Origin of the sequence: Streptomyces sp. NPDC051576 (assembly GCF_040681835.1) — a bacterium.
Lineage (GTDB): Bacteria > Actinomycetota > Actinomycetes > Streptomycetales > Streptomycetaceae > Streptomyces.
This window is the reverse complement of sequence record NZ_JBFAZO010000013.1, coordinates 291,168-314,454: the sequence shown is the minus strand read 5'-3', so window position 1 is coordinate 314,454 and position 23,287 is coordinate 291,168. Positions and strand designations below refer to the sequence as shown.

The following is a 23,287-nucleotide window of genomic DNA, read 5'->3' as shown; positions in this document are numbered from 1 at the left end:
GGGATACCTACCGGGGACACCTGTCTGCGGGCGTGGCCGGCCACGACGAACCCGCGGCCAAGGCTCAGCCCTTGACCGCGCCGGTCAGCATGCCCTTCTTGAAATGCCGCTGTACGAACGGTGAAAGGACGGCCACCGGGAGCAACGCCATCACCATGACCGCCATCTGCACGGCCAGCCCCGACAGTTCCCCGGTCTTGATCGCCTGACCGAGCCCCACCGGAGCCTCCTGCTTCTGCACGAGCTGGATCATGACGTTCTGCAGCGGCATCATGTCCTGGTCGTTGAGGTAGAGCGAGGCGTTGAACCAGGCGCTCCAGTAACCGACGGCGTAGAACAGCGTGATGACCGCCAGCACCGCGCGGGACAGCGGCATCACGATCTGCCACAGGATGCGGAAGTCACCGGCGCCGTCGATCCGCGCGCTGTCGATGAGTTCCTGCGAGATGCCCATGAAGAACCCGCGCAGCACAAGGATGTTGAAGACACTGAGCGCGCTGGGCAGGATCAGCGCGAGATAGCTGTCGGTGAGGCCGAGGGACTGCACCAGCAGATACGTCGGGATGAGCCCGGCGCTGAAGAACATGGTGGCGAGCAGCAGCATCAGGATCCACCGGTGCCCGACCGATCCGATGCGCGAGAGGCCGTAGGCGCACAGGACGGACACCGTCATCGAGAAGAGCGTGCCGACGACGGTGATGAGGACGCTGATGACGGCGGCGCGGGTGACCTGGCCGCCGCTGAGGAGTTCGCGGTAGGCGATGAAGGTGATGCCCTTGGGCACCATGACCAGGCCGCCGGCCTCGTCGATGGTCTTGCGCGAGGAGAGACTGGTGACGAGGACGATCCACAGCGGGAAGAGGATGCCGAGGCAGGCGAGGGTGAGGACGAGCCCCTTGCCGGCGAGGCCGGCCTTGCTGGGTTCCTCCTCCCAGGTCGGGCGGGGCGGCGCGGCCCACCTGCCGGGTTGCCGTACGGGCTTGTCGATGACGGCGGTCATTTCTTGTACACCCCCTGCTCGCCCATGAGATGGGCCACCTTGTTGGCTGCGAGGACCAGGCCGAGGCTGATCACGCCCTTGACGAGTCCGGCGGCGGCCGCGTAGCCGAAGTCCTGGTTGCGAACGCCGTTCCACCAGACGAAGGTGTCCAGGACCTCCGCCGCTCCCGGTCCCACGGCGTCGCGTTGGAGCAGGATCTGTTCGAAGCCGACGGTGAGGGCGTCACCGACGCGCAGGACGAGCAGCAGCGCGATCACCGGTCGCAGCGCGGGCAGCGTGACGTGCCACATGCGGCGCCAGCGGCCGGCGCCGTCCATCGCGGCGGCCTCGTACAGGTCGGGGCTGACCGAGGACAGCGCGGCGAGGAAGACGATGATCCCCCAGCCGGCGTCCTTCCACACGCTCTGCGCGGTGATCAGGAACTTGAACGTGTTGGGGTCGGTCATGACGTCGAGGCCGTCGAAGCCGTGTTGCCGCAGGAGCTGCGAGAACAGGCCGGCCCCGCCCAGGAGTTGCTGGAAGACGGCGATGACCAGCACCCAGGAGAAGAAGTGCGGGAGGTAGAGGATGGCCTGGGAGAGCGCCCGGACCCGGGGCCTGACCACGCTGTTGATGAGCAGCGCGAGCAGGATCGGGATCGGGAAGAACAGGACCAGTTGGAGGGAGAAGAGGACGAGCGTGTTCTGTACGGCGCTCCAGAACGCCGAGTCCTGGAAGATCTGGTGGAAGTTCTCCAGGCCGACCCAGGGGCTGTGCAGCATCGAGACGATGCCGTTGTCGCTGACGTAGGGGTCGTAGTCCTCGAAGGCGACGATGTTGCCGAGGATCGGCAGGTAGTTGAAGACCAGGATGAGCAGGACGGCGGGCAGCGTCATCAGGAGCAGGACGCGGTCGCGTCTGAACCTGAGCCGCAGACTCACCTTCCCGCTACGGCGTCTGGGCCGGGTGCCGGTGGCGCCGCCGGACGCCACCGGGGTCTTTCCCGTCGTGTCGGCCTCGGTCCTGCTCCGAGGCACCGTGCTGTGGGACACGGCCGTTCTCCTTGCCTCGGTACCGGTCAGCTCGCCGCGGTGCCGTTGTCGTCGAGCAACTTCTGGTACCAGGCGCGGAGTTGGTCGCCGCCCTTGCTCTTCCAGTCGGAGACGGCCTGCTGCATGTCGCTGATCTTCTTGTGGCCGCGGGTGATGTCGTCCTCCAACTGCTCGAAGTCGTTGGAGAGGTTGGTGTAGCGGCTCGGCTCGGTGATCTGCTGGCCGTAGAAGCTCGACTTCTTTGTGAAGGCGCCCATCCGCTGCTGCCACTCGACCTGTGCCTTGGCGACCTCGGGGAAGTCGGGGTGCGCGATGGTGGAGGCGGGGCTCGCGACCATGACGTAGGCGTTGATGACCTCGTTGTTGCCCTGGTCGGTCTTGGTGGGGACACCGTTCTTGACGGTGTAATGGGTGCCTTCGACGCCGTAGTTGGTGAGCATGTACTCCTTGGTGCCGTACGGTGCGGCGGTGACGTTGGCGACGGCCAGCGCGTCATGGATGACCGACTCGGAGGCCTTCTTGCTGATGAAGGCGAAGATGCCGGCCGGTTCGCCGGCCCAGAGGACCGGGTCTCCGCCGTCGTGGCCGAAGATGTCCATGCCCCAGATCTTGTACTCCGGGTTCTGGGTGGCCTGTTCGGCGGTGCGGCTCCACCACTGCGAGATGTCCTGGGCGTAGATGAGGAACTCGCCGGCGGCGAACTTGGGGCCCGGGTCGGCGGCCGCGCTCTTGCCCAACTTGGCGTCCGGGTGCACGTATCCGGCGGCGAACAGCTTGCGGGTCCACTCCAGCGCTTCGAGGTACTCGGGGGTCTCGATGCGGTTGACCAGCTTGCCGTCGACCAGGTTCCAGCCGAGCGCCTTCTCACTGCCCGAGAGCACGCCGAAGGACTGGAAGGCGGTCCACTTCATGTCCATGCAGGCCCAGCGCTTGGCCTTGGCGTTGGTGATCTCCTTGCACAGCGCGATGAACTCGTCGGCGGAGGTGGGGACTTCGTACCCCTCCTTGTCGAAGATGTCCTTGCGGTAGAGCGGCACGATGTTGGGGACGTACGAGGACGGCATGGGCAGGCCGCGCAGCTTGCCGCCGAAGACGCAGCGCTGCCAGGCGTCGGTGGGGATGGCTGCGAGGTTCGGGTAGTCCTTGACCTTGTCGCCGGAGAGGTAGGGGCCGAGGTCGGCGAACTTGCCGATGATGGCGCTGGGTATCTTGCCGCCCATGTTCCAGCTCGGGACGACCACCATGTCCGGGATGTCGCTGGAGGCTAGGACCGCGCCGAGCTTCTGGTCGTAGGTGTTGCCGTCCTGGTTCTGCCAGGCCACGTCGACGCCGATCAGGGCGTTCATCGCCTTGTAGTAGGCGTTGTCGCTCTTGGGCGGGGAGCCCCAGAACGGCGACATGACGGAGACCTTGCCGCCCTTGCCGAGCTTCTTGGGCACCGAGGTCTTCAGGGTCGCGAGGTCGAGCTTGCTGGTGAAACCGATCGAGGAGCCGTTCTTCGAGGGGATGTCGGGGGCCACCACGTTGCTGGCGACGTAGGCCGGCAGCAGCTTCTTGATCCCCTTGCCCTCCGAACTGCCCCCGCCCGAACCGCTGTCCGAGGCGCCGCAGGCGGAGAGCAGCGGTACCCCTCCCGCCACCGCTGCGGCGACGACCGCCGTGGAGGCGAGGAAGCTTCTCCGGCTGGGAGCGGAGGCGGCGGAGGCGTTCGGCGTCATTGCGTCAACCCTTCATGGCGCACCAGGACACCCGGCGGAGGAGCCGTCGGCTGCGGTGTCTTGAGTGGAGCTGCGATGTGGAACAGAGCACTTGGTCGAACTTCGTCGAAGCGCTTCGATGTTGCTGCGAGGTTAAGTGAACACCCAAGGGTGCACAAGGGTCGCTTCCAAGATTCCTCCGAGGTGTAGGGGATGACCTGTCCGTATGTGCTGCTTGAAATAACGGTGAAGGTCTCTTGACACCCACCCCTGCGTCGAATGAGCATCGAAGCGCTTCGAAAGAGCCGCGCCGCTCCATCGCAAGGGGAACCCCACGTGACCGCAATGCCGCCGACCACCCCGCCTTTCCGCGATCCGCGACTGCCGTTCGCGAAGCGCATCGACGATCTGCTGGCGCGGCTCACCCCGGACGAGAAGACCGGATTCCTGCACCAGTACGCGCCCGCCGTGGACCGCCTCGGCATCGCCGCCTTCCGCACCGGCCAGGAGGCCCTGCACGGCGTGGCGTGGATGGGCCCGGCGACGGTCTTCCCGCAGGCGGTGGGCCTGGGCGCGACCTGGAACGAGGATCTCGTACGACGGGTCGGCGACGCGGTGTCCAAGGAGGCCCGCGCGATGCACGCCCGCGACGACCGCGTCGGCCTCAACGTGTGGTCCCCCACCGTGAACCTGCTGCGCCATCCACTGTGGGGCCGCAACGAGGAGGGCTACTCGGAGGACCCGAAGCTGACCTCGGCGATCGCCACCGCGTACACGCGCGGCCTGCGCGGCGACCACCCGACGTACTGGCGCACCGCGCCCGTCCTCAAGCACTGGCTGGCGCACAACAACGAGACGGGACGGGACGTCGGTTCGTCCTCGGTGCGGCCTCGGGTGCTGCACGAGTACGACCTGCGCGCGTTCCGCGAGACGGTCGAGGCGGGCGCGGTGGCCGGGGTGATGCCCGCGTACAACCTGGTCAACGGCCGCCCCAACCACGTCTCGCCGTATCTGCGCGAGCACCTGCGCACCTGGACCGACGAGGATCTCCTCGTCTGCTCGGACGCGGGCGCGCCCTCCAACCTGGTCGACTCCGAGCACTACTTCGACACCCACGAGGAGGCCACCGCGGCCTCGCTGCTCGCCGGTGTGGACAGCTTCACGGATCACGGCACGGACGGCTCGACGATCGTGGCGCGGGTCCAAGGCGCCCTGGAGCAGGGTCTGTTGACCGAGGCGGACATCGACACGGCGGTCCGCCGTCAGCTCTCGGTCCGGTTCCGGCTCGGCGAGTTCGACCCGGCGCACGACCCGCACGCGGGCATCGAGGACTTCGACACACCGGCCCACCAGGCCCTCGCCCAGGAGGCCGCCGAACAGGCGGTGGTCCTCCTCAAGAACGACGACCTGCTGCCGCTCGCCCACGACACCCGCCTCGCCGTCGTCGGACTCCTCGCCGACGAGTGCAAACTCGACTGGTACAGCGGCACGTTGATCCACCGGTCCACCCCACTGGAGGGCCTGTACGAGCGGTTCGGCGCCGAGCGCGTCGAGTTCGCGGAGGGTGTCGACCGGGTCCGGCTGAAGACGGCCCAAGGCGCCTTTCTGCACGTGCCGTTGGCGGACGTGCCCGACGAAGTACGCGGCGCGGAAGGCGCGTTGGACCCCGCGCTCCTCGCGGGCCGCACCGACCTCCCGCCCCTCACCACCGACGCCACCGGCACCGAACTCGCCCTCGTCGACTGGGGCGAGGACGTCCTCACCCTCCGCGCCCCCGACGGCCGTTACCTCTCGGTCGCCGAGGACGGCTATCTGCGCGCCTCCGCCGACCAGCCCGGCGGCTGGGTCGTCCAGGAGACATTCCGCCTGGAACCCCATCAGAACGGTCACCTCCTGCTGCACATCGGTACGGGTCGCCACGTCTCTGTCGCCGCCGACGGCGTGAAGGTTGCCGAAACGGGCGCGGAGATCTTCGAGCTGATCGTCGCCGAACGCGGCGAGGACGCGGTGGCCCGGGTCGCGGAGGCGGCGGACGTGGTGCTCGTGGTCGCGGGCAACGACCCGCACATCAACGGCCGCGAGACCGAGGACCGTACGACCCTGCGCCTCCCCGCCCACCAGGAGCGCCTGCTGCGCACGGCCCGCGCCGCGAACCCGAACACGGTCCTGGCGCTGGTCTCCGCCTACCCGTACGCGGTCGACCCCGCCGACCTCCCCGCGATCCTGTGGACGGCCCACGGCGGTCAGGCGGCGGGCACCGCCCTGGCCCGTGTCCTGGCCGGCGACGTCTCCCCGGCGGGCCGTCTCCCCCAGACCTGGTACGCGGCCGACACGGACCTTCCCGATCTCCTCGACTACGACGTGATCGGCAGCCGCCAGACCTACCTCTACTTCGAGGGCACCCCGCTGTTCCCGTTCGGCCACGGCCTGTCCTACGCGCCCTTCGCGTATGGCGACCTGGCGGCACGGGTCGAACTCGGCGCGGTGCACGTGTCGTTCAGGGTCACCAACACCGGTGACGTGACGGCCGACGAGGTCGCGCAGGTGTACACGCGCGCCGCCGACCCGTCGGTGCCGCGCCCGCGCCGCGAGCTGGCCGCACACCGGCGCGTGACCCTCGCCCCGGGCGAGACCGCGGACCTCTCCTTCGAACTCCCGCTGTCCGCCTTCGAGTTCTGGGACGTGGCCCGGGGCGGCCACCGCCTCGAACCGGGCCCGTACGACCTCCTCGTCGGCGCCTCCAGCGAGGACATCCGGCTGCGGACGACGGTGACACTCACCGGTGAGCCGGCCGCACCGCGCGCCGTCCTCCAACACGGCCTGGACGCAGCCGACTTCGACGAACACTCGGGCGGCGAGATCGTCGACCGCACGAAGGCGGCGGGCGACGCGGTGACTCCGGCGCGCGGCGACACGGCCCAACTGGTGTACCGGCACTGCGACTTCGGCGCCGGTGTCACGGAGGTGACCGTGCAGGTGGCGGGCCAGGGGATCGTGGAACTGTCCCTGGACGGCGGCCCGGCACTCGCCGAACTCGCCCTCGGCACGCCCACATCGGGGCCGTACGACTACACCACGCTCGGCGCCGGGATCGTCGCCGAGGGCGTGCACGACGTGCACATCGGGCTGCGCGGCCCGCTGCGGCTCGCGCACGTCGGCTTCTCCGGCTGAGGGTCCGGGGAGGCCGACGCCGGTCCGGGGGGGACCGGCGACAAAGAAGGGGCCCGGCACCGGAAGGCATCGGTGCCGGGCCCCTTCGGGGAGACGGTCAGAGGGCAAGCCCCGTGAGGACCAGCACCCGCTCGTAGGTGTAGTCGTCCATCGCGAACTTGACGCCCTCGCGGCCGACACCGGACTGCTTGGCGCCGCCGTAGGGCATCTGGTCGGCACGGTAGGAGGGGACGTCGCCGATCACGACACCGCCGACCTCCAGGGCGCGGTGCGCGCGGAAGGCGGCCTGCACGTCGTGGGTGAACACCCCTGCCTGGAGGCCGTACTTGGAGTCGTTGGCGGCGGCGAAGGCGGCGGCCTCGCCGTCCACCTTCGTCACGGTCAGCACCGGTCCGAAGACCTCCTCGCAGGAGATCGTCACATCGGCCGGTACGTCCGTCAGCACGGTCGGCGCGTACGAGGCGCCGTCGCGCTTGCCGCCGGTGCGGAGGGTGGCGCCGGCGTCGACGGCCTCCTGGACCCACGACTCGACGCGCTGCGCGGCGGCCTCGCTGACCAGCGGGCCGACGTCCGTCCTGTCGTCACTCGGGTCGCCGGTGACCTGGGCCTCGACGGCGGCGACGATGCGCGGCAGCAGCCGGTCGTAGACGGAGGCGTCCGCGATGACCCGCTGCACGGAGATGCAGGACTGGCCGCCCTGGTAGTTGGAGAAGGTGGCGATGCGGGTCGCGGCCCAGTCGAGGTCGGCGTCGGAGGCGTAGTCCGCGAGAACGACGGCCGCGCCGTTGCCGCCCAGCTCCAGGGTGCAGTGCTTGCGCGGCACCGAGTCCATGATCGCGTAGCCGACCTTCTCCGAACCGGTGAAGGAGATCACCGGCAGCCGCTCGTCCTGGACCAGGGCGGGCATGTGGTCGTTGGCGACCGGCAGAACGCTCCAGGCGCCGGCCGGCAGTTCGGTCTCGGCGAGCAGGTCGCCGATGATCAGCCCGGAGAGCGGGGTGGCCGGGGCCGGCTTGAGGATGATCGGGGTGCCGGCCGCGATGGCGGGGGCGATCTTGTGGGCGCACAGGTTCAGCGGGAAGTTGAAGGGCGCGATGCCGAGGACGACGCCCTTCGGGAAGCGCCGGGTCAGCGCGAGGCGGCCCTGGCCGCCGAGGTCGGTGTCGAGGCGCTGGGCCTCACCGCCGTTGAACCGGCGGGCCTCCTCGGCCGCGAACCGGAAGACGGAGACGGCGCGGCCGACTTCTCCTCGCGCCCACTTGATCGGCTTGCCGTTCTCGGCGGAGATGAGCCGTGCTATCTCCTCGGTGCGCTCGACCAGACGCCGGCTGACGTGGTCGAGGGCGGCGGCGCGGACGTGGGCGGGGGTGGCGGCGAACTCGTCCCGTACGGCGTACGCGGCGGCCACCGCCTCCTCGACCTGGGCATCGGTCGGCACACTGACCTTGCCGACGAGGCGTCCGTCCCACGGGGAGGTGACGTCGAAGGTGTCCTCGCCGGTGGCCTGACGGCCGGCCAGCCAGAAGGCGTGGGTGGAAGTCATGTCCCGGCCCTTCCGCGTTGGGGATGTTCTTGGGTCTTCTCGTCAACCGTAGGGGCGCGAGCACCGCGGTGCGCTTAGCCGAGTCGTAGTGGTATCCGACGGGAACGCTCCAGTTCGGCAGATGCCGTCACTCGGCCGCGGCCGTCGCCTTCAGCGCCAGCCACAGCTCCATCCGTACGTCCGGATCGTCCAGCGACCGTCCGAGGATCTCCTCGACCCGCCGCATCCGGTACCGGAGCGTGTGCCGGTGCACCCCGAGATCGGCGGCCGCCGCGTCCCACTGCCCGTGCCGGGACAACCAGGCACGCAAGGAGGCCACCAGGTCCCCCCGCCCGGTCGCGTCGTGCTCGGAGAGCGGTCGTAGCAGACCGTCCGCGAACGCCCGTACCGCGTCGTCGGCGAGCAGCGGCAGGACGGACCCGGCGGCCAACTGCTCATGCTCGACGAACACCCGCCCGCGCCTGCGGGCCACGGACAACGCCTGCTCGGCCTGCTTGTAGGCGGCCGCCGCGGCGATGGGGCCGGCCGGCGCCGAGAGCCCCACGACCGGTTGGTCGTCCTCGCCCTGCTCCCCTACGTCGGCGGAGGCGCGCTCGCCTTCCAGCGCCGCCGTGTACTCCCGGCAGGCCTCGACCGCCGCGCCGCCGTCCACGGCCAGCGCGACCAGCCGTCGCGGCCCTTCCGGTACGACGAGCACGGCCTCCCCGGACCGCGCGGCCGCCGACTCCACGACCTCGGCGAGCCCGCCCAGGGAGTCACCGTCACTGTCCGCCTCGGCGACGATCACCCGGAACGGCGCGTCGAGCAGGCCGCCGAACAACTCCCCGGCGACCGCCCGCGCGTGATCCGGCTGACCGGCGAGCAGCATCCGCAGCACCGCCGCCCCGATCCGCTGCTCGGCGGCCTGGAGCGAACGCGAGCGTTCCGTGGTGAGGGTCAGGAGGGCGATCGCGGAGTGCACGGCGTACCGCTCGGCCGTCCCCAGGGCGGCGGCCGTGCCCACCGCGAGCGCGGCGCGCGGGCGGCGGCCGGTGCCCAGGGTGTGCAGTTCGACCCGGTCCTCGTTGTCGGGTCCGCCCACCACCGACGAGGCGGGCGCGGGCCGGTCCCGCAGCCGTTCCACGTCCGCCGTCAGCCGGGCGGCACGGCGGCCCGCCCACTCCGGGGCGGTGGCGACGACGGCGCCGGACGCGTCGTAGAGCGCGGCCCATCCGTCGACCTGCGCGGCGAGCGCGGCGAGCAGTCCCTCCGGGCCGTCGGTGAGGGCCTGCCGGGTCAGCTCCCGCTGCGCGGCGAACCCCGCGGTCACGGCCCGGTACTGGTCGGCGGCGATCGCGGCGGAGACGGCCTTGCTGATCGCGAGGAACGGTGTGCGCCGGGGCACTTCGAGCAGCGGCAGCCCCTCCTCGGCGGCCGTGTCCACCAGCGCCTTCGGAATCTCGTCGTAGTTGACCCCGACCGCGAACCCGAGCCCGACGACCCCCGCCCCCACCAGCCGCTTCACATACCGCCGCATCGCCTTCGGATCGTCCGCGTCCAGCTTGAGCGCGGTGATCAGCAGCAGTTCCCCGCCCTCCATGTACGGCACGGGGTCGGCCAACTCACTCACATGAGCCCAGCGGACGGGCACGTCCAGGTGGTCCTCGCCTGCGCGCACGGTGAGCTTGAGCGCGGAGTGGTGGACGAGGGAGGCGAGGGTGGGGGGCATGGTGCCTTCAGATCTGCGGGCGGTTCCGGGGAGGTCGAGTGATCCCGGTGATCTTTTGGCCGTTGCGTATGAACGGCTTGGGGTGATTGTGCCTCACTGTCCGGTCGCCATGTACCCGTATGTGCGGTGTCAGATCCCCTACCCCCGCAGATCCACCAGCAGCGGGGGCGCGTGCTCCCCCTTCACACTGGTCAGGGACAGCACCGCGTGGCCGGCCGGAACGCCGTGCGCCAGTTCGGACGCGGACCAGCGCTCCCGCTCGACCTGACGAACGGTCACGGCCTCCGTGGTCACGGCCTTGCCGGTGACCAGCTTGCGGAGGGCGTGGATGGCGCGGGTCATGGGCTGGTCGGCGAAGACGGTGTGCTTGGCGACGTCCGTGGTCTCCACCCACTCGGTACCCCAGGCGTGCGCGAAGCGGCTGCCGTCCCAGGTGGTGACGCCGGAGAAGGCCATCCGGCAGCCGACCGCCCCGTGCAGGGGACCGTGCAGGGCCTCGGGTACATCGCCGAGCGTGCGCAGGGCGAGGAGCACGCCCGCGTTCTGGGAGCGCAGACGCTGCATGTGCCGGACCGACTCGGTGGTCACCGTGCCGGTGGCGTCGTCGAGGACGAGACACGCGAAGTGGCGGCGCCCGCTGTCGTGCACGACGTGGTCGAACTGGGCCAGGACCAGCCGGGTGATCAGCCGGGAGGCCTCCTCGTGCCCGTGGGCCGGCACGTCGATGCGGACGCGCAGGGGGTGGTGGGCGACGGCACGCAGCGAGAACGGCCGGGCCGCCGCGTCGCCGGTGGCGAAGAACTCGGCGAACACGGGCCGGTCCAGCAGCGCGAGCCGGTCGGCGAGCACCGGGCCCGGGTCGGCGGCGCCACCGGTCTGGCGGAGCCGGGCGTCGAGATCGCGGAGCAGGCCGGCCTGCTCCGGCGCCGACAGTGCCTGGCGCAGGTCGGCGAGCGCCGACGGGTCGCCCTCCAGGAGCTCCCGCAGCACGGGCAGGGACGGGAAGGCGCCGTGCACCGCCCGGTACGGTCCGAGCAGTTGGGCGAGCGCGGTCGCGGCCCGCTGGGAGCCGACGGTGTCGAGGTCGCCGACCAGTGCCTCGGCGAGGAACGCGGCGGCCGCGTCGGGGTCGGTGGTGTCGGCGTAGGGATCCAGGTCGTAGACGGAGGCGGGGTCCCCGATCCGCACCACGACGTCGTACGCCGAGTCCGGGCCGAGCGGGGTACCTGCCGCGCAGACCGCCACGACCGCGCACTGTCCGGTGAGCGCCCGCAGGGCGAGGGACTCGACGACCGGGGCGACCACATGCCTGGTCTTGCCGGAGCCGGACGGTCCCACGACGAGGAGCGAGGTGCCGAGCGCGTCGGGGCCGAGGGCCGTGCCCGCGCCGCGGTAGGCCAGGGGCGTACGCTCCCCGGCCGACCACTGGCCGACGCGCACCTGCCCTTCGAGCACGTCGTGCCGTGCGGCGCGGCCGGGCAGGTCCCGCGCTCCGGACGGGTGACTCCAGGCCGCCGCCCCCTTGCGCAGCACCGTGTCGGTGAAGACGGCCGGCCGTGCCTCCCGGCGGGCGGTCTCCCACGCGTACTCGATCCGCGCGCAGTCCACGTCGCTCATACGGCCCGAGAGCACCTCGGCGGTGAGCAGCTCCGCCGCTTCGTGCTGGCCCGCCGCCCGCAGCTCGGGCCACTGGGCGGGCGGCAGAGCGGCGGGCGCCGGCTGGGCACCGTCCGCCTCCGCGCGGTCGCCGCGCGCCGCGAGCCGTTCCTTCGCCAGCGCCCACCAGCCTCCGAGGCGGGCGAACGGCCACAGGACCAGCGCGGTGATGAGGCCGTACAGCGTGTCGGTGAGAAACACCGACCGGAAGATGTCGTAGCCACCGGTGATCAGGGCGAGGAGGGAGAACAGCGGGTCCTGGACCGGCAGGGCGCTCCAGCCGACGCCGAACGCGTCGGGGAAGACGAAGCTCAGCGCGATCAGGCCGCCGACGGCCGCCAGCAGGGCGCGAGCGGGCTGCGGACGACCGCCGACGACATGGCGGGCGACGTCGAGCCAGCCGCCCAGCCTGACGACGGCGTAGACGAGCAGGGCGAAGAAGACACCGTCGTAGACACTGATGGCCTCGGCGCCCCTGAAGTTCTTGGGTGAGGTGGTGCCGGCCCACCACCAGTCGCTCGGGGTGAACAGCTTGAGCACGACCCATTGGTACGGAACGGCGCCGTGGCGCCAGAAGGACCACAGGATCAGCGCCACCACCAGCGGGATCAGCAGACCGAGGACCGCGACCGGGGTGAGGCGCGCCGGGGCCCGATCGGCCTTGGGCGGCCGGTATCCGTAGCGCCAGATGCCGGGTCCGGCGTGCGGGCGGGGCTCGTTCAGCCAGTCCGCGACGGACGGGCCGAACCGCGCAGGCTGTTCGGGCGCGGGGGTCATGTCCGGTGTCCGCGCAGGCCGCGGCGGCATGGCCGGTACCTCCGGCGGCCGCGCCGGACGCGGCACAGGATTGGCCTGTGTGTGTCGCGCGTCCTGCGTCCCGTCGCTGTCCATCGCCCTTGCCCCCTGACCAGCCGTTCCGTACACCGTCAGCGAGTCAATCTAACGCGCCCCGCAAGGGAGTTCACCGTTTACACGGCCGGGCCTGCGACAAGCTCCACGGACCCGGCACTGTCCACCACGGACAACCCGCCCCGCCGACACCGCCCACATGGAGCATGCCCACCCCCCGCCCCCCGCCCTAGCCTGCGAGAAAAGAAGAAAAGGAATGCGCGAAAGCGTCCGCACCACCCCCAGGAGCCCCTCATGACCGCACTTCCGCAGGAGCGCCGCATCCTCACCGCCGTCCCCGGCCCCAAGTCCCAGGAGCTGCAGGCCCGCCGTACCGCCGCGGTCGCGGCCGGTGTGGGTTCCGTGCTGCCCGTGTTCGCCGCGCGGGCGGGCGGCGGGATCCTGGAGGACGTCGACGGGAACCGGTTCATCGACTTCGGCTCCGGTATCGCGGTGACCAGCGTCGGCGCGTCCGCCGAGGCCGTCGTCCGGCGGGCCTCCGCGCAGCTGGCCGACTTCACCCACACCTGTTTCATGGTCACGCCGTACGAGGGGTACGTGGAGGTCGCGGAGGCGCTCGCCGAGCTGACCCCGGGCGACCACGCCAAGAAGTCGGCGCTGTTCAACTCCGGCGCCGAGGCCGTCGAGAACGCCGTGAAGATCGCGCGGGCGTACACCAAGCGGCAGGCCGTGGTCGTGTTCGACCACGGGTACCACGGGCGGACCAACCTGACGATGGCGCTGACGGCGAAGAACATGCCGTACAAGAACGGTTTCGGGCCGTTCGCGCCCGAGGTGTACCGCGTGCCGGTGGCCTACGGCTACCGCTGGCCGACCGGTCCCGACAACGCCGGTGCCGAGGCCTCCGCACAGGCCATCGACATGATCAACAAGCAGGTCGGTGCCGACAACGTCGCCGCGATCATCATCGAGCCGGTCCTCGGCGAGGGCGGTTTCATCGAGCCGGCGAAGGGCTTCCTGCCGGCGCTGAGCAAGTTCGCCGCGGACAACGGGATCGTGTTCGTCGCCGACGAGATCCAGTCGGGGTTCTGCCGTACGGGTCAGTGGTTCGCATGCGAGGACGAGGGCGTCGTCCCGGACCTGATCACCACCGCGAAGGGCATCGCCGGCGGTCTGCCGCTCGCCGCCGTCACCGGTCGCGCCGAGATCATGGACGCCGCGCACGCCGGTGGCCTGGGCGGTACCTACGGCGGCAACCCGGTCGCCTGCGCCGGTGCGCTCGGCGCCATCGAGACCATGAAGGAGCTGGACCTCAACGCGAGGGCGAAGAACATCGAGGCCGTGATGAAGGCCCGGCTTTCCGCCATGGCGGAGAAGTTCGACATCATCGGTGACATCCGTGGCCGTGGCGCCATGATCGCCATCGAGCTGGTCAAGGACCGTACGACCAAGGAGCCGAACCCGGAGGCGACCGCCGCGCTCGCCAAGGCGTGCCACCAGGAGGGGCTGCTGGTCCTGACCTGTGGCACCTACGGCAACGTCCTCCGCTTCCTGCCCCCGCTAGTCATCGGGGACGACCTGCTGAGCGAGGGGCTGGACATCATCGAGCAGGCGTTCGCGCGTATCTGAGCCACTCCCACAGATGCCCATCAGCCACAGGCGTCAGGCCATGTGAAGAAGGTGTGCGGGGTGCATGACGGGACGCGATATCGCCTGTCGTACCCGGAGCCCCTGCCGTAGGTTCTACCCAGATGAGAGATACACCCCGCCCACAGGGGACTGTGGGCGACTTCAGGCCGGGGCCTCCCCAGCTTCGACCTGGTCGTGCCCTCGCGCACACAACAGGAGCCTCTGGCTCCGAATCTCCTCACCGATCGGACAGTCGCCCGCCCCAAACCCCCCGGGGCGCGCGACCCGCCGATCCGGACGGCCGGCTCGGAACTACCCCCCCTGTTCCGGGCCGGCCGACCTCCTTTTTCTGGCTGCTTCTGGCCCTTCCCGCGCTGCTTTTCGCGTTCATCACCTGGCAGGTGGCCGCCAACGGCCCGCTCCTGAGCCTGGACTCCCGCGTCAGCCATGCGCTCGTCCGCCCGGACCGTTTCTCCGCACTCCTCTCCGACCTGGGCAACGTCGAGGTCGCGGTTCCCGCCCTGGTCGTCGCCCTCGTCCACGTCGCCCGGCGCGGCCGTGCCACTGGTACGGACCGCTGGTGGCTGCCGCCCCTCGCGGCGGCCGTGCTGATGGCCCTGGTCCCGGCGCTGGTCGTCCCCCTCAAGGAACTGATCGCCCGCGGCGGCACCCCCGTGGTCCCGCCCGGCACCGGCTACTACCCCTCCGGCCACACGGCCACCGCGATGATCGCGTACGGCGCCTCGACGCTGCTTCTCCTCCCCTGGCTCCGCACGGCACGCGCCCGGCGCTCGGCCGTGGCCGTCTGCGTCCTCCTCGTCGCCGCCGTCAGCTTCGGCCTGGTCAGACGGGGCTGGCACTGGCCACTGGACGTGGTGGCCAGTTGGTGCCTCGGTACGGTGCTACTGAGGTCGCTGTGGCTGTTCCTCAGCCGAAGTAGCCGTCGAACGTCTTCTGGAACTCCCAGTTCGAGTAACGGTCCCAGTTGATCGACCAGGTCATCAGGCCGCGCAGGGCCGGCCAGGTGCCGTGGGTCGTGTACGAGCCGCAACTCGCCTTCTTCGTCAGGCAGTCCAGGGTCTTGGTGACCTCGGCCGGGGCGACATAGCCGTTGCCCGCGTTGACCGACGCCGGCATGCCGATGGCGATCTGGTCGGGGCGCAGGGCCGGAAACACGTTGTTCGTGTCGCCCGCGACCGGGAATCCGGTGAGCAGCATGTCGGTCATCGCGATGTGGAAGTCGGCGCCGCCCATGGTGTGGTACTGGCCGTCGAGGCCCATGATCGGGCCCGAGTTGTAGTCCTGGACATGGAGCAGGGTCAGGTCGTCGCGCAGGGCGTAGATGACGGGGAGATAGGCACCGCACCTCGGGTCCTGGCCGCCGAACTTGCCGGTGCCGTAGAACTGGTAGCCCATCTGCACGAAGAAGGTCTCGGGCGCCATGCTCAGCACGAACTTCGCGCCGTACTTCGCCTTCAGGGTCTTCAGGGCCGAGATGAGGTTGACCACCACGGGAGTTGTGGGGCTCTTGAAGTTCGTGTCGCTCGCGTCCAGCGACAGCGAGTGGCCCTCGAAGTCGATGTCGAGGCCGTCGAGGCCGTAGGTGTCGATGATGTTCGAGACGGACGACACGAAGGTGTCCCTGGCCGTTGTCGTGGTCAGTTGGACCTGGCCGTTGGCGCCGCCGATGGAGATCAACACCTTCTTGCCCGCCGCCTGTTTGGCCTTGATCGCCGCCTTGAAGTCGGCATCGCTCTCGACGTTCGCGCATTCGCTCACCGGGCAGCGGTTGAAGCGGATGTCGCCCGAGGTGGCGGAGGTGGGTTCGCCGAAGGCCAGGTCGATGACGTCCCAACTGTCGGGGACGTCGGCCAGGCGCGTGTAGCCGGAGCCGTTGGCGAAACTCGCGTGGAGGTAGCCGACCAGCGCGTGGGTCGGGAGGTCCGTGTTCCCGCTTCCCGAGCCGGTGGACGTGGTCGCGGTGACCGCCGTCGACTTCGCGGACTCGCCCGCGTCGTTCGCCGCGGTGACCTGGAAGCTGTACGCCGTCGCGGCCGACAGCCCGCTCACGGTGGCCGAAGTGCCGCTCGCCGTCTGGACTTTCACCCCGTCACGGTAGACCGCGTAGCTCGTCGCGCCGGTGACGGCGGACCAGGACAGGGCGACGGAGGAGGACGTAACGGTGCCCACCGCGAGGCCGGTCGGGGTCGCGGGCGGTTGTCCTACGTCCGCTGCCGGGCCGGTGAGGGAGAGGTCGTCGACGTAGTAGGCGCCGGTGCCGTACCAGCCGTGGGTGTAGATCGTGATCTTGGTGGTGGACGGGCCGGTGCGGAAACTCGTCGTCAACTGCTGCCAGTCGGGGGCCGCTTGGGTCCAGGTGGAGACATCCGTGGTGCCGGTGCCGCTCGCGCCGAGGTAGACGTAGCTGCCGCGGACATAACCGGCGAGGGTGTAGGCGGAGTCCGGTTTCACGGTCACCGTCTGCGCGCACTGGGCGTAGTCGTTGCCGGCCGGGGTCGCCTGCAACGCCGAACTGCCGCCGTGCACGGGCGACTTGACCGTCGTACCGCTGCTCGCGGTACAGGACCAGCCATCCAGGCCGGACTCGAAGCCTCCGTTCTTCGCCAGGTCCGCGTCGGCCGCACGGGCGGCCGACGAGAGCGCGGTGACGCCGGACACGGCCAGGGCCGCGACCGTGAGCATGGTGAGGACGGGTCTGGTGCGGTCCACAAGTGCCTCCGGGCATGGGGGAATTGGAGGGGTGGAGCGCGCCCAATTTGGTCCAGACCAATGCCGTTGTCAAGACATCTGTCGGCTACACCTCTCTCTACATCTCCCTCTCCGTTTCCGTGGCCAGCCCCGCCGCCGCCTCGTGCATGGCCAGTTCGAGGAGGGCGGGATCGGTGAGGGTGCCGGAGCCGTCCGGCGGTACCAGCCAGCGGACTTGGCCGGTCGACCGGCCGGGGTACGGCACGACGATCCAGGTGCCGGGTCCGGCCGTGCGGATGCCGGTGCCTAGCCAGCGGGCGGCGGTGCCTGGCGGTACCAGGAAGCCCATCCGTGCGTCGCCGAAGTCGACGAGTACCGGGCCCAGTTGATCGATGACCCGGGTGAGCACATCGAGCGTGGGATAGCCGAGCTCACCCGGCAGGATGAGTACGTCCCAGGCCTTGCCGGCGGGCAGCAGCGCGATCCCGAGGGGGTTGCGCTCCCATTCCCAGCGACAGGCCTCCGGATCCGGAGCTACCGATGCCAGCCACTCGACGGCCGTCTTCGCCCCAGTCATGAGGAGACCTCCCTTTCTCATGTCGACGCTGGTCGCGTCACAGGAGAGAGGGAGGTCGGCCGCCGGCATTACGCGGGTTCCGGCACCCCGAAGGAGTGAACCAGGTCACACCGAGGAGGAAGCGCGGCTCAACTGTCGAAGCCGAGGCCCAGCTTGTCCATCGTCTTCAGCCACAGGTTGCGCCGGCCGCCGTGGTCGTCCGCGCGGGCCAGCGACCACTTGGTGAGCGCGATACCGGTCCAGGCGAAGGGTTCGGGCGGGAAGGGCAGCGGCTTCTTGCGGACCATGTCGAGTTCCGTGCGCTCGGTCCGCTCCCCCGCGAGCAGGTCCAGCATCACGTCCGCGCCGAAGCGGGTGGCGCCGACACCGAGTCCGGTGAAGCCCGCCGCGTACGCCACCTTGCCCTGGTGGGCGGTGCCGAAGAACGCGGAGAAACGCGAGCAGGTGTCGATCGCGCCGCCCCACGCATGGCTGAAGCCCAGGCCCTCCAACTGCGGGAAGCAGGTGAAGAAGTGCTCGGCGAGCTTGGCGTAGGTCTCCGGCCGGTCGTCGTACTCGGCGCGCACCCGGCCGCCGTAGGGGTAGATCGCGTCGTAACCGCCCCACAGGATGCGGTTGTCGGCGGAGAGCCGGAAGTAGTGGAACTGGTTCGCCGAATCCCCCAGCCCCTGGCGGTTCTTCCAGCCGATCGACGCCAACTGGTCGGCGGAGAGCGGCTCGGTCATCAGCGCGTAGTCGTAGACCGGGACGGTGTACGAACGGACCCGCTTGACCAGGTTCGGGAAGATGTTGGTGCCGAGTGCGACCCGGCGGGCGCGGACCGAGCCGTAGGGGGTGCGGACGGCCATGCCCGCGCCGTACACCTTGAGGGCGAGCGCGGGGGTGTGTTCGTAGACGCGGACGCCGAGCCCGAGACAGGCGCGCTTCAACCCCCAGGCCAGCTTTGCCGGGTTGAGCATCGCGACGCCGCGGCTGTCGTACAGGCCGGCCAGGAAGGTCGGGGAGGCGACCTGTTCGCGGACCGCTTCCGCGTCGAGGAACTCGGTGCCTTCGGCGAGGCCCTTGCTCTCCAACTCGGCGTACCAGTCGTGGAGTTCCTCGGCCTGGTGCGGTTCGGTGGCCACGTCGATCTCGCCGGTGCGCTCGAACTCGCAGTCCAGGGAGTAGCGGGCGACCGCCGCCTCGATCTCGTCGAGGTTGCGGGCGCCCAGCTTCTCCAACTGGTGGATCTCGTCCGGCCAGCGGGTGAGGCCGTTGGACAGGCCATGGGTGAGGGAGGCGGCGCAGAAGCCGCCGTTGCGGCCCGAGGCGGCCCAGCCCACCTCGCGGCCTTCCAGCAGGACGACATCCCGTTGCGGGTCGCGCTCCTTGGCGATGAGCGCGGTCCACAGTCCGCTGTAACCGCCGCCGACGACCAGCAGATCGCAGGTCTCGGCGCCGGTGAGCGCGGGCTCGGGGTGGGGTTTGCCGGGGTCGTCCAGCCAATAGGGAATCGGCTGGGCTTCGGAAAGAGACTTGGTCCAACGGGTCATGGCGCTTGGGGCCATGATTTCAACTCCCTACAGGGCGCTTGCGGTTATGCCTTCACCTTGTTGCGGCGGTTGGTGATCGCCATGGAGACGAGCACCAACAATACGGCGACGAGGAACATGGCCGTACCGATGACATTGATCTGAACGGGTGTGCCGCGCTGTGCCGAACCCCAGACGAACATGGGGAAGGTGACGGTGGAGCCCGCGTTGAAATTGGTGATGATGAAATCGTCGAAGGAGAGCGCGAAGGAAAGCAGCGCGCCCGCCGCGATTCCAGGGGCCGCGATCGGCAGGGTGACGCGCAGGAACGTCTGCGCCGGGCCGGCGTAGAGGTCCTGGGCCGCCTGTTCCAGGCGCGGGTCCATCGACATCACACGGGCCTTGACGGCGGTGACGACGAAGCTGAGGCAAAACATGATGTGGGCGATCAGGATGGTGTAGAAGCCCAGTTGAGCGCCCATGTTGAGGAACAGGGTGAGCAGCGAGGCCGCCATGACGACCTCGGGCATCGCCATCGGCAGGAAGATCAGCGAGTTGACGGCGCCACGGGCGCGGAAGCGGTAGCGGACCAGCGCGAAGGCGATCATCGTGCCGAGGACGGTGGCGCCGATGGTCGCCCAGACGGCGATCTGGAGGCTGATGCTCAGCGAGCCGCACATGTCGGCGACACCGCACGGCTGCTTCCAGGCGTCCAGCGAGAACTGCTGCCACTCGTAATTGAAGCGCCCCTTCGGCTTGTTGAAGGAGAACACCGTGACGATGACGTTCGGAAGGAGCAGATATCCGAGGGTCAACAGCCCGGCGATGACGACGAGATGGCGCTTGAACCAGCGTACGAAGGCCATTTAGACCAGATCCTCCGTCCCGGACTTGCGAATGTAGATGGTCACCATGGCGAGAATGGCGGCCATGAGGATGAAGGAGAGTGCCGCCGCCGTCGGATAGTCCAGGACGCGCAGGAACTGCGTCTGGATGACGTTTCCGATCATGCGGGTGTCGGTGGAGCCGAGGAGTTCGGCGTTGACGTAGTCGCCGGCCGCCGGGATGAAGGTCAGCAGGGTGCCGGAGACGACGCCGGGCATCGACAGCGGGAAGGTGACCTTGCGGAAGGTGGTGAACGGCTTGGCGTACAGGTCGCCGGCCGCCTCGTGCAGCCGTCCGTCGATGCGTTCGAGGGAGGTGTAGAGCGGCAGGACCATGAACGGCAGGAAGTTGTACGTCAGTCCGCACACCACCGCGAGCGGGGTGGCCAGCACGCGGTCGCCGGAGGTCCAGCCGAGCCAGTTGGTGACGTCCAGGACGTGCAGCGTGTTGAGGGCGCTCACGACCGGGCCGCTGTCCGCGAGGATCGTCTTCCAGGCGAGGGTGCGGATCAGGAAGCTGGTGAAGAACGGCGCGATCACCAGGATCATGATCAGGTTGCGCCAGCGTCCCGCGCGGAAGGCGATGAGGTACGCGAGCGGGTAGCCGAGCAGCAGACACAGGATGGTCGCGGCGGCGGCGTAGAGGCCCGAGCGCACGAACTGCGGCCAGTACTCGGACAGGGCGTCCCAGTAGGTCGCGAAGTGCCAGGTGACCTTGTAGCCGTCCTCCAGGGAGCCCGTCTGGATCGACGTGGAGCCCTGGTAGATCATCGGCAGCGCGAAGAAGATGATCAGCCAGAGGATGCCGGGCAGCAGCAGCCAGTACGGCGTCCAGCGGCCCCGCTTGCGCGGGGGCTTCTTCTCCGGCGCGTCCGGGACGAGGGGCGGGGGCGCCTCGGTGAGGGTCGACATCAGGCGGCCTCTTCCTCGGTGTCGACGCCGGCGTCGATGTCCTGGGCCGCGTCCAGGCCGAAGGTGTGGGCCGGGTTCCAGTGCAGGACGACCTCGGCGCCGGGCCGCAGCCGGGAGTCGCGGTCGATGTTCTGGGCGTAGACCTCGAACTCGGGGCAGACCGGGCTGTCGATGACGTACTGGGTGGAGACGCCGATGAAGCTGGAGTCGGCGATCCTGCCGGTGATGCGGTTGCGGCCCTCGGCGATGTCGCCCGCGTCGTCGGCGTGGGTGAGGGTGATCTTCTCGGGGCGTACGCCGACGAGGACCTTGCCGCCGGTCGTGGTCGGCGCGCTGCAGCGCGCCTCGGGCAGCACCAGCTTGCCGCCGCCCGCCTTGAGGACGATCTCGTCGCCGGACTTGGAGTCGACCTCGGCCTCGATGAGGTTGGAGGTGCCGAGGAAGTTGGCGACGAAGGTGGTGTTGGGGTTCTCGTAGAGGTCGGCGGGCGAGCCGAGTTGCTCGACGCGGCCGGCGTTCATCACGGCGACCGTGTCGGCCATGGTCATGGCCTCCTCCTGGTCGTGCGTGACGTGGACGAACGTGATGCCGACCTCGGTCTGGATGCGCTTGAGCTCCAACTGCATCTGGCGGCGCAGCTTGAGGTCGAGGGCGCCGAGCGGCTCGTCGAGGAGCAGCACCTTCGGGTGGTTGATCAGCGCGCGGGCGACCGCGACGCGCTGCTGCTGGCCGCCGGAGAGCTGGTGCGGCTTCTTGCGGGCCTGTTCGCCGAGCTGCACCAGGTCGAGCATGTCCTCGACCTGCTTCTTCACCGACTTGATGCCGCGCCGGCGCAGGCCGAAGGCGACGTTCTCGAAGATGTCGAGGTGCGGGAAGAGGGCGTAGGACTGGAAGACCGTGTTCACCGGCCGCTTGTAGGGCGGGAGATGGCCGACTTCCTGGTCGCCGAGGAACACGGTTCCGGAGGAAGGTTCCTCCAGGCCCGCGATCATGCGCAGGGTGGTGGTCTTGCCGCAGCCGGAAGCGCCGAGCAGGGCGAAGAAGGAGCCCTGCGGGACGGTCAGGTCGAGCGGGTGTACGGCGGTGAAGGAGCCGTAGGTCTTGCTGATACCGGAGAGGCGGACGTCGCCGCTGTTGTCCTTGGTGTTCATCGTCGTCACGCCCCTGTGAGCTTTGCGAACTTCTGCTGGTAGTCCGTCTCTTCCTTCGAGCTCAGTGAGCGGAAGGCATGCGACTTGGCCGCCATGGCCTTGTCGGGAAGGATCAACGGGTTGCTCGCCGCCGACTTGTCGATCTTGGCGAGGTACGGCTTCACGTCCGCGACCGGGCTGACGTAGTTGACGTAGGCGGCGAGTTCGGCGGCCGGCTCGGGCTCGTAGTAGTAGTCGATGAGCCGCTCGGCGTTCGTCTTGTGGCGCGCCTTGTTGGGGATCAGCAGGTTGTCGGTCGACGTCATGTAGCCGCTGTCGGGGATGACGTAGCCGACGTCCGGGTTGTCCGACTGGAGTTGGACGATGTCACCGCCCCAGGCGACGCACGCGGCGAAGTCGCCCTTGGTGAGGTCGGACGTGTAGTCGTTGCCGGTGAAGCGGCGGATCTGGCCCTTGTCGACGGCCTTCTGGAGGCGGGCGATGACCGCGTCGTAGTCGTCGGTGGTGAACTTCGCCGGGTCCTTGCCCATGTCGAGCATGGTCATGCCGACGCTGTCGCGCATCTCGGTGAGGAAGCCGACGCGGCCCTTGAGCTTGGGGTTGTCGAGCAGGTCGGAGATCGACTTCACCTCGACGCCGTCGAGCGCCTTCTTGTTGTAGGCGATGACGGTCGAGATGCCCTGCCACACGTACGAGTACGCCCGGCCCGGGTCCCAGTCGGGGCTGCGGAACTGGTCCGAGAGGTTGGCGTAGGCGTGCGGCAGGTTGGACGCGTCCAGTTTCTGGACGTAGCCCAGCCGGATCATGCGGGCGGCCAGCCAGTCGGTGAGGACAATCAGGTCGCGGCCGGTGTCCTGGCCGGCGGCGAGCTGCGGCTGGATCTTGCCGAAGAACTCGTCGTTGTCGTTGATGTCCTCGGTGTACTTGACCTTGATGCCGGTCCGCTTGGTGAACGCGTCCAGCGTGGGGCGGTGCTTGCCGCTGTCGTCCGTGTCGATGTACTCGGGCCAGTTGGAGAAGTCGATCTCCTTCTCCTTGGCCGAGTGGTCGTCGGCGGACACCCCGCCCTGTGTCTTGCCGGCCGCGGGGATCCCGCAGCCGCTCAGGGCGCCGAGTCCGCCGAGAGCGAGCGCGCCGCCCGCGGAGGCGCGCAGCACCGAACGGCGGGTCGTCGCGGACCGGCTCTTGCGGAAGCTGCGCCGCGCGGCGGCCACTTCGGCCGGGGTCAGGCGGTCGGGCTCGTACTGCTTCATGCGCGT

At 69.6% G+C, this 23,287-nt stretch carries 16 protein-coding genes; 3 read left to right on the top strand and 13 right to left on the bottom strand.

Going from position 1 to position 23,287, the window contains the following annotated elements; translation table 11 throughout:
- Window positions 1-64 precede the first annotated feature (64 nt).
- The 3 genes from AB0M63_RS36830 to AB0M63_RS36820 are packed head-to-tail and all read right to left on the bottom strand — an operon-like array spanning window position 65 to window position 3,749.
- Window positions 65-1,000 carry a carbohydrate ABC transporter permease gene (locus AB0M63_RS36830; protein WP_366022427.1) on the bottom strand — a complete coding sequence of 312 codons (936 nt, stop codon included), beginning with the start codon at window positions 998-1,000 and terminating at the stop codon, window positions 65-67.
- A complete protein-coding gene (locus tag AB0M63_RS36825; protein WP_366022425.1) occupies window positions 997-2,031 on the bottom strand; it encodes an ABC transporter permease subunit in 1,035 nt (344 codons plus the stop codon). Before AB0M63_RS36825 ends, AB0M63_RS36830 begins: the two co-directional genes overlap by 4 nt.
- A 26-nt stretch (window positions 2,032-2,057) precedes the next feature.
- Window positions 2,058-3,749, bottom strand: coding sequence for an extracellular solute-binding protein (locus AB0M63_RS36820; protein WP_366022424.1), 1,692 nt, complete (start codon window positions 3,747-3,749; stop codon window positions 2,058-2,060).
- Window positions 3,750-4,064: 315 nt separating this feature from the next.
- Here AB0M63_RS36820 and AB0M63_RS36815 point away from each other — a divergent pair, with 315 nt between their 5' ends.
- Window positions 4,065-6,899, top strand: a complete 2,835-nt coding sequence (locus AB0M63_RS36815; protein ID WP_366022423.1) for a glycoside hydrolase family 3 C-terminal domain-containing protein — start codon at window positions 4,065-4,067, stop codon at window positions 6,897-6,899.
- Between the two features lie 97 nt (window positions 6,900-6,996).
- Here AB0M63_RS36815 and AB0M63_RS36810 read toward each other — a convergent pair whose 3' ends face one another.
- The 3 genes from AB0M63_RS36810 to AB0M63_RS36800 form a co-directional block, all read right to left on the bottom strand.
- Window positions 6,997-8,442, bottom strand: coding sequence for an aldehyde dehydrogenase family protein (locus tag AB0M63_RS36810; protein WP_355919409.1), 1,446 nt, complete (start codon window positions 8,440-8,442; stop codon window positions 6,997-6,999).
- Window positions 8,443-8,569: 127 nt separating this feature from the next.
- Window positions 8,570-10,150: a PucR family transcriptional regulator gene (locus tag AB0M63_RS36805; RefSeq protein WP_366022421.1), complete on the bottom strand. Its 1,581-nt coding sequence runs from the start codon at window positions 10,148-10,150 to the stop codon at window positions 8,570-8,572.
- A gap of 138 nt (window positions 10,151-10,288) precedes the next feature.
- A complete protein-coding gene (locus tag AB0M63_RS36800) occupies window positions 10,289-12,697 on the bottom strand; it encodes an ATP/GTP-binding protein (protein WP_366022420.1) in 2,409 nt (802 codons plus the stop codon).
- A 252-nt stretch (window positions 12,698-12,949) separates the two neighbouring features.
- Here AB0M63_RS36800 and gabT point away from each other — a divergent pair, with 252 nt between their 5' ends.
- Together gabT and AB0M63_RS36790 are read left to right on the top strand one after the other, a co-directional pair.
- Entirely contained in the window at window positions 12,950-14,284 is a 1,335-nt protein-coding gene (gene gabT, locus AB0M63_RS36795; protein WP_366022418.1) for a 4-aminobutyrate--2-oxoglutarate transaminase, read from the top strand.
- Between the two features lie 152 nt (window positions 14,285-14,436).
- Window positions 14,437-15,273: a phosphatase PAP2 family protein gene (locus AB0M63_RS36790; protein ID WP_366022463.1), complete on the top strand. Its 837-nt coding sequence runs from the start codon at window positions 14,437-14,439 to the stop codon at window positions 15,271-15,273.
- Here AB0M63_RS36790 and AB0M63_RS36785 read toward each other — a convergent pair.
- From AB0M63_RS36785 to AB0M63_RS36755, 7 genes are all read right to left on the bottom strand, one after another.
- The gene (locus AB0M63_RS36785) at window positions 15,212-16,987 is read right to left on the bottom strand and encodes a glycoside hydrolase family 18 protein (protein ID WP_366022462.1); all 1,776 of its coding nucleotides are present in this window, start codon (window positions 16,985-16,987) and stop codon (window positions 15,212-15,214) included. The two genes, AB0M63_RS36790 and AB0M63_RS36785, sit on opposite strands and share 62 nt — an antisense overlap.
- A gap of 124 nt (window positions 16,988-17,111) precedes the next feature.
- Complete coding sequence (locus AB0M63_RS36780) at window positions 17,112-17,570, bottom strand: hypothetical protein (RefSeq protein WP_366022417.1); 459 nt, start codon at window positions 17,568-17,570, stop codon at window positions 17,112-17,114.
- A 128-nt stretch (window positions 17,571-17,698) separates the two neighbouring features.
- A complete protein-coding gene (locus AB0M63_RS36775; protein ID WP_366022415.1) occupies window positions 17,699-19,117 on the bottom strand; it encodes an FAD-dependent oxidoreductase in 1,419 nt (472 codons plus the stop codon).
- 29 nt (window positions 19,118-19,146) lie between these two features.
- The gene (locus AB0M63_RS36770; protein ID WP_355919391.1) at window positions 19,147-19,947 is read right to left on the bottom strand and encodes an ABC transporter permease; all 801 of its coding nucleotides are present in this window, start codon (window positions 19,945-19,947) and stop codon (window positions 19,147-19,149) included.
- On the bottom strand, window positions 19,948-20,877 hold the full coding sequence (locus AB0M63_RS36765) for an ABC transporter permease (protein WP_355919388.1): 930 nt from the start codon (window positions 20,875-20,877) through the stop codon (window positions 19,948-19,950).
- A complete protein-coding gene (locus AB0M63_RS36760) occupies window positions 20,877-22,037 on the bottom strand; it encodes an ABC transporter ATP-binding protein (RefSeq protein ID WP_355919385.1) in 1,161 nt (386 codons plus the stop codon). The genes AB0M63_RS36765 and AB0M63_RS36760 overlap by 1 nt, the downstream gene beginning before the upstream one ends.
- Complete coding sequence (locus AB0M63_RS36755; protein WP_355919382.1) at window positions 22,034-23,281, bottom strand: spermidine/putrescine ABC transporter substrate-binding protein; 1,248 nt, start codon at window positions 23,279-23,281, stop codon at window positions 22,034-22,036. Before AB0M63_RS36755 ends, AB0M63_RS36760 begins: the two co-directional genes overlap by 4 nt.
- Between the last annotated feature and the right edge of the window lie 6 nt (window positions 23,282-23,287).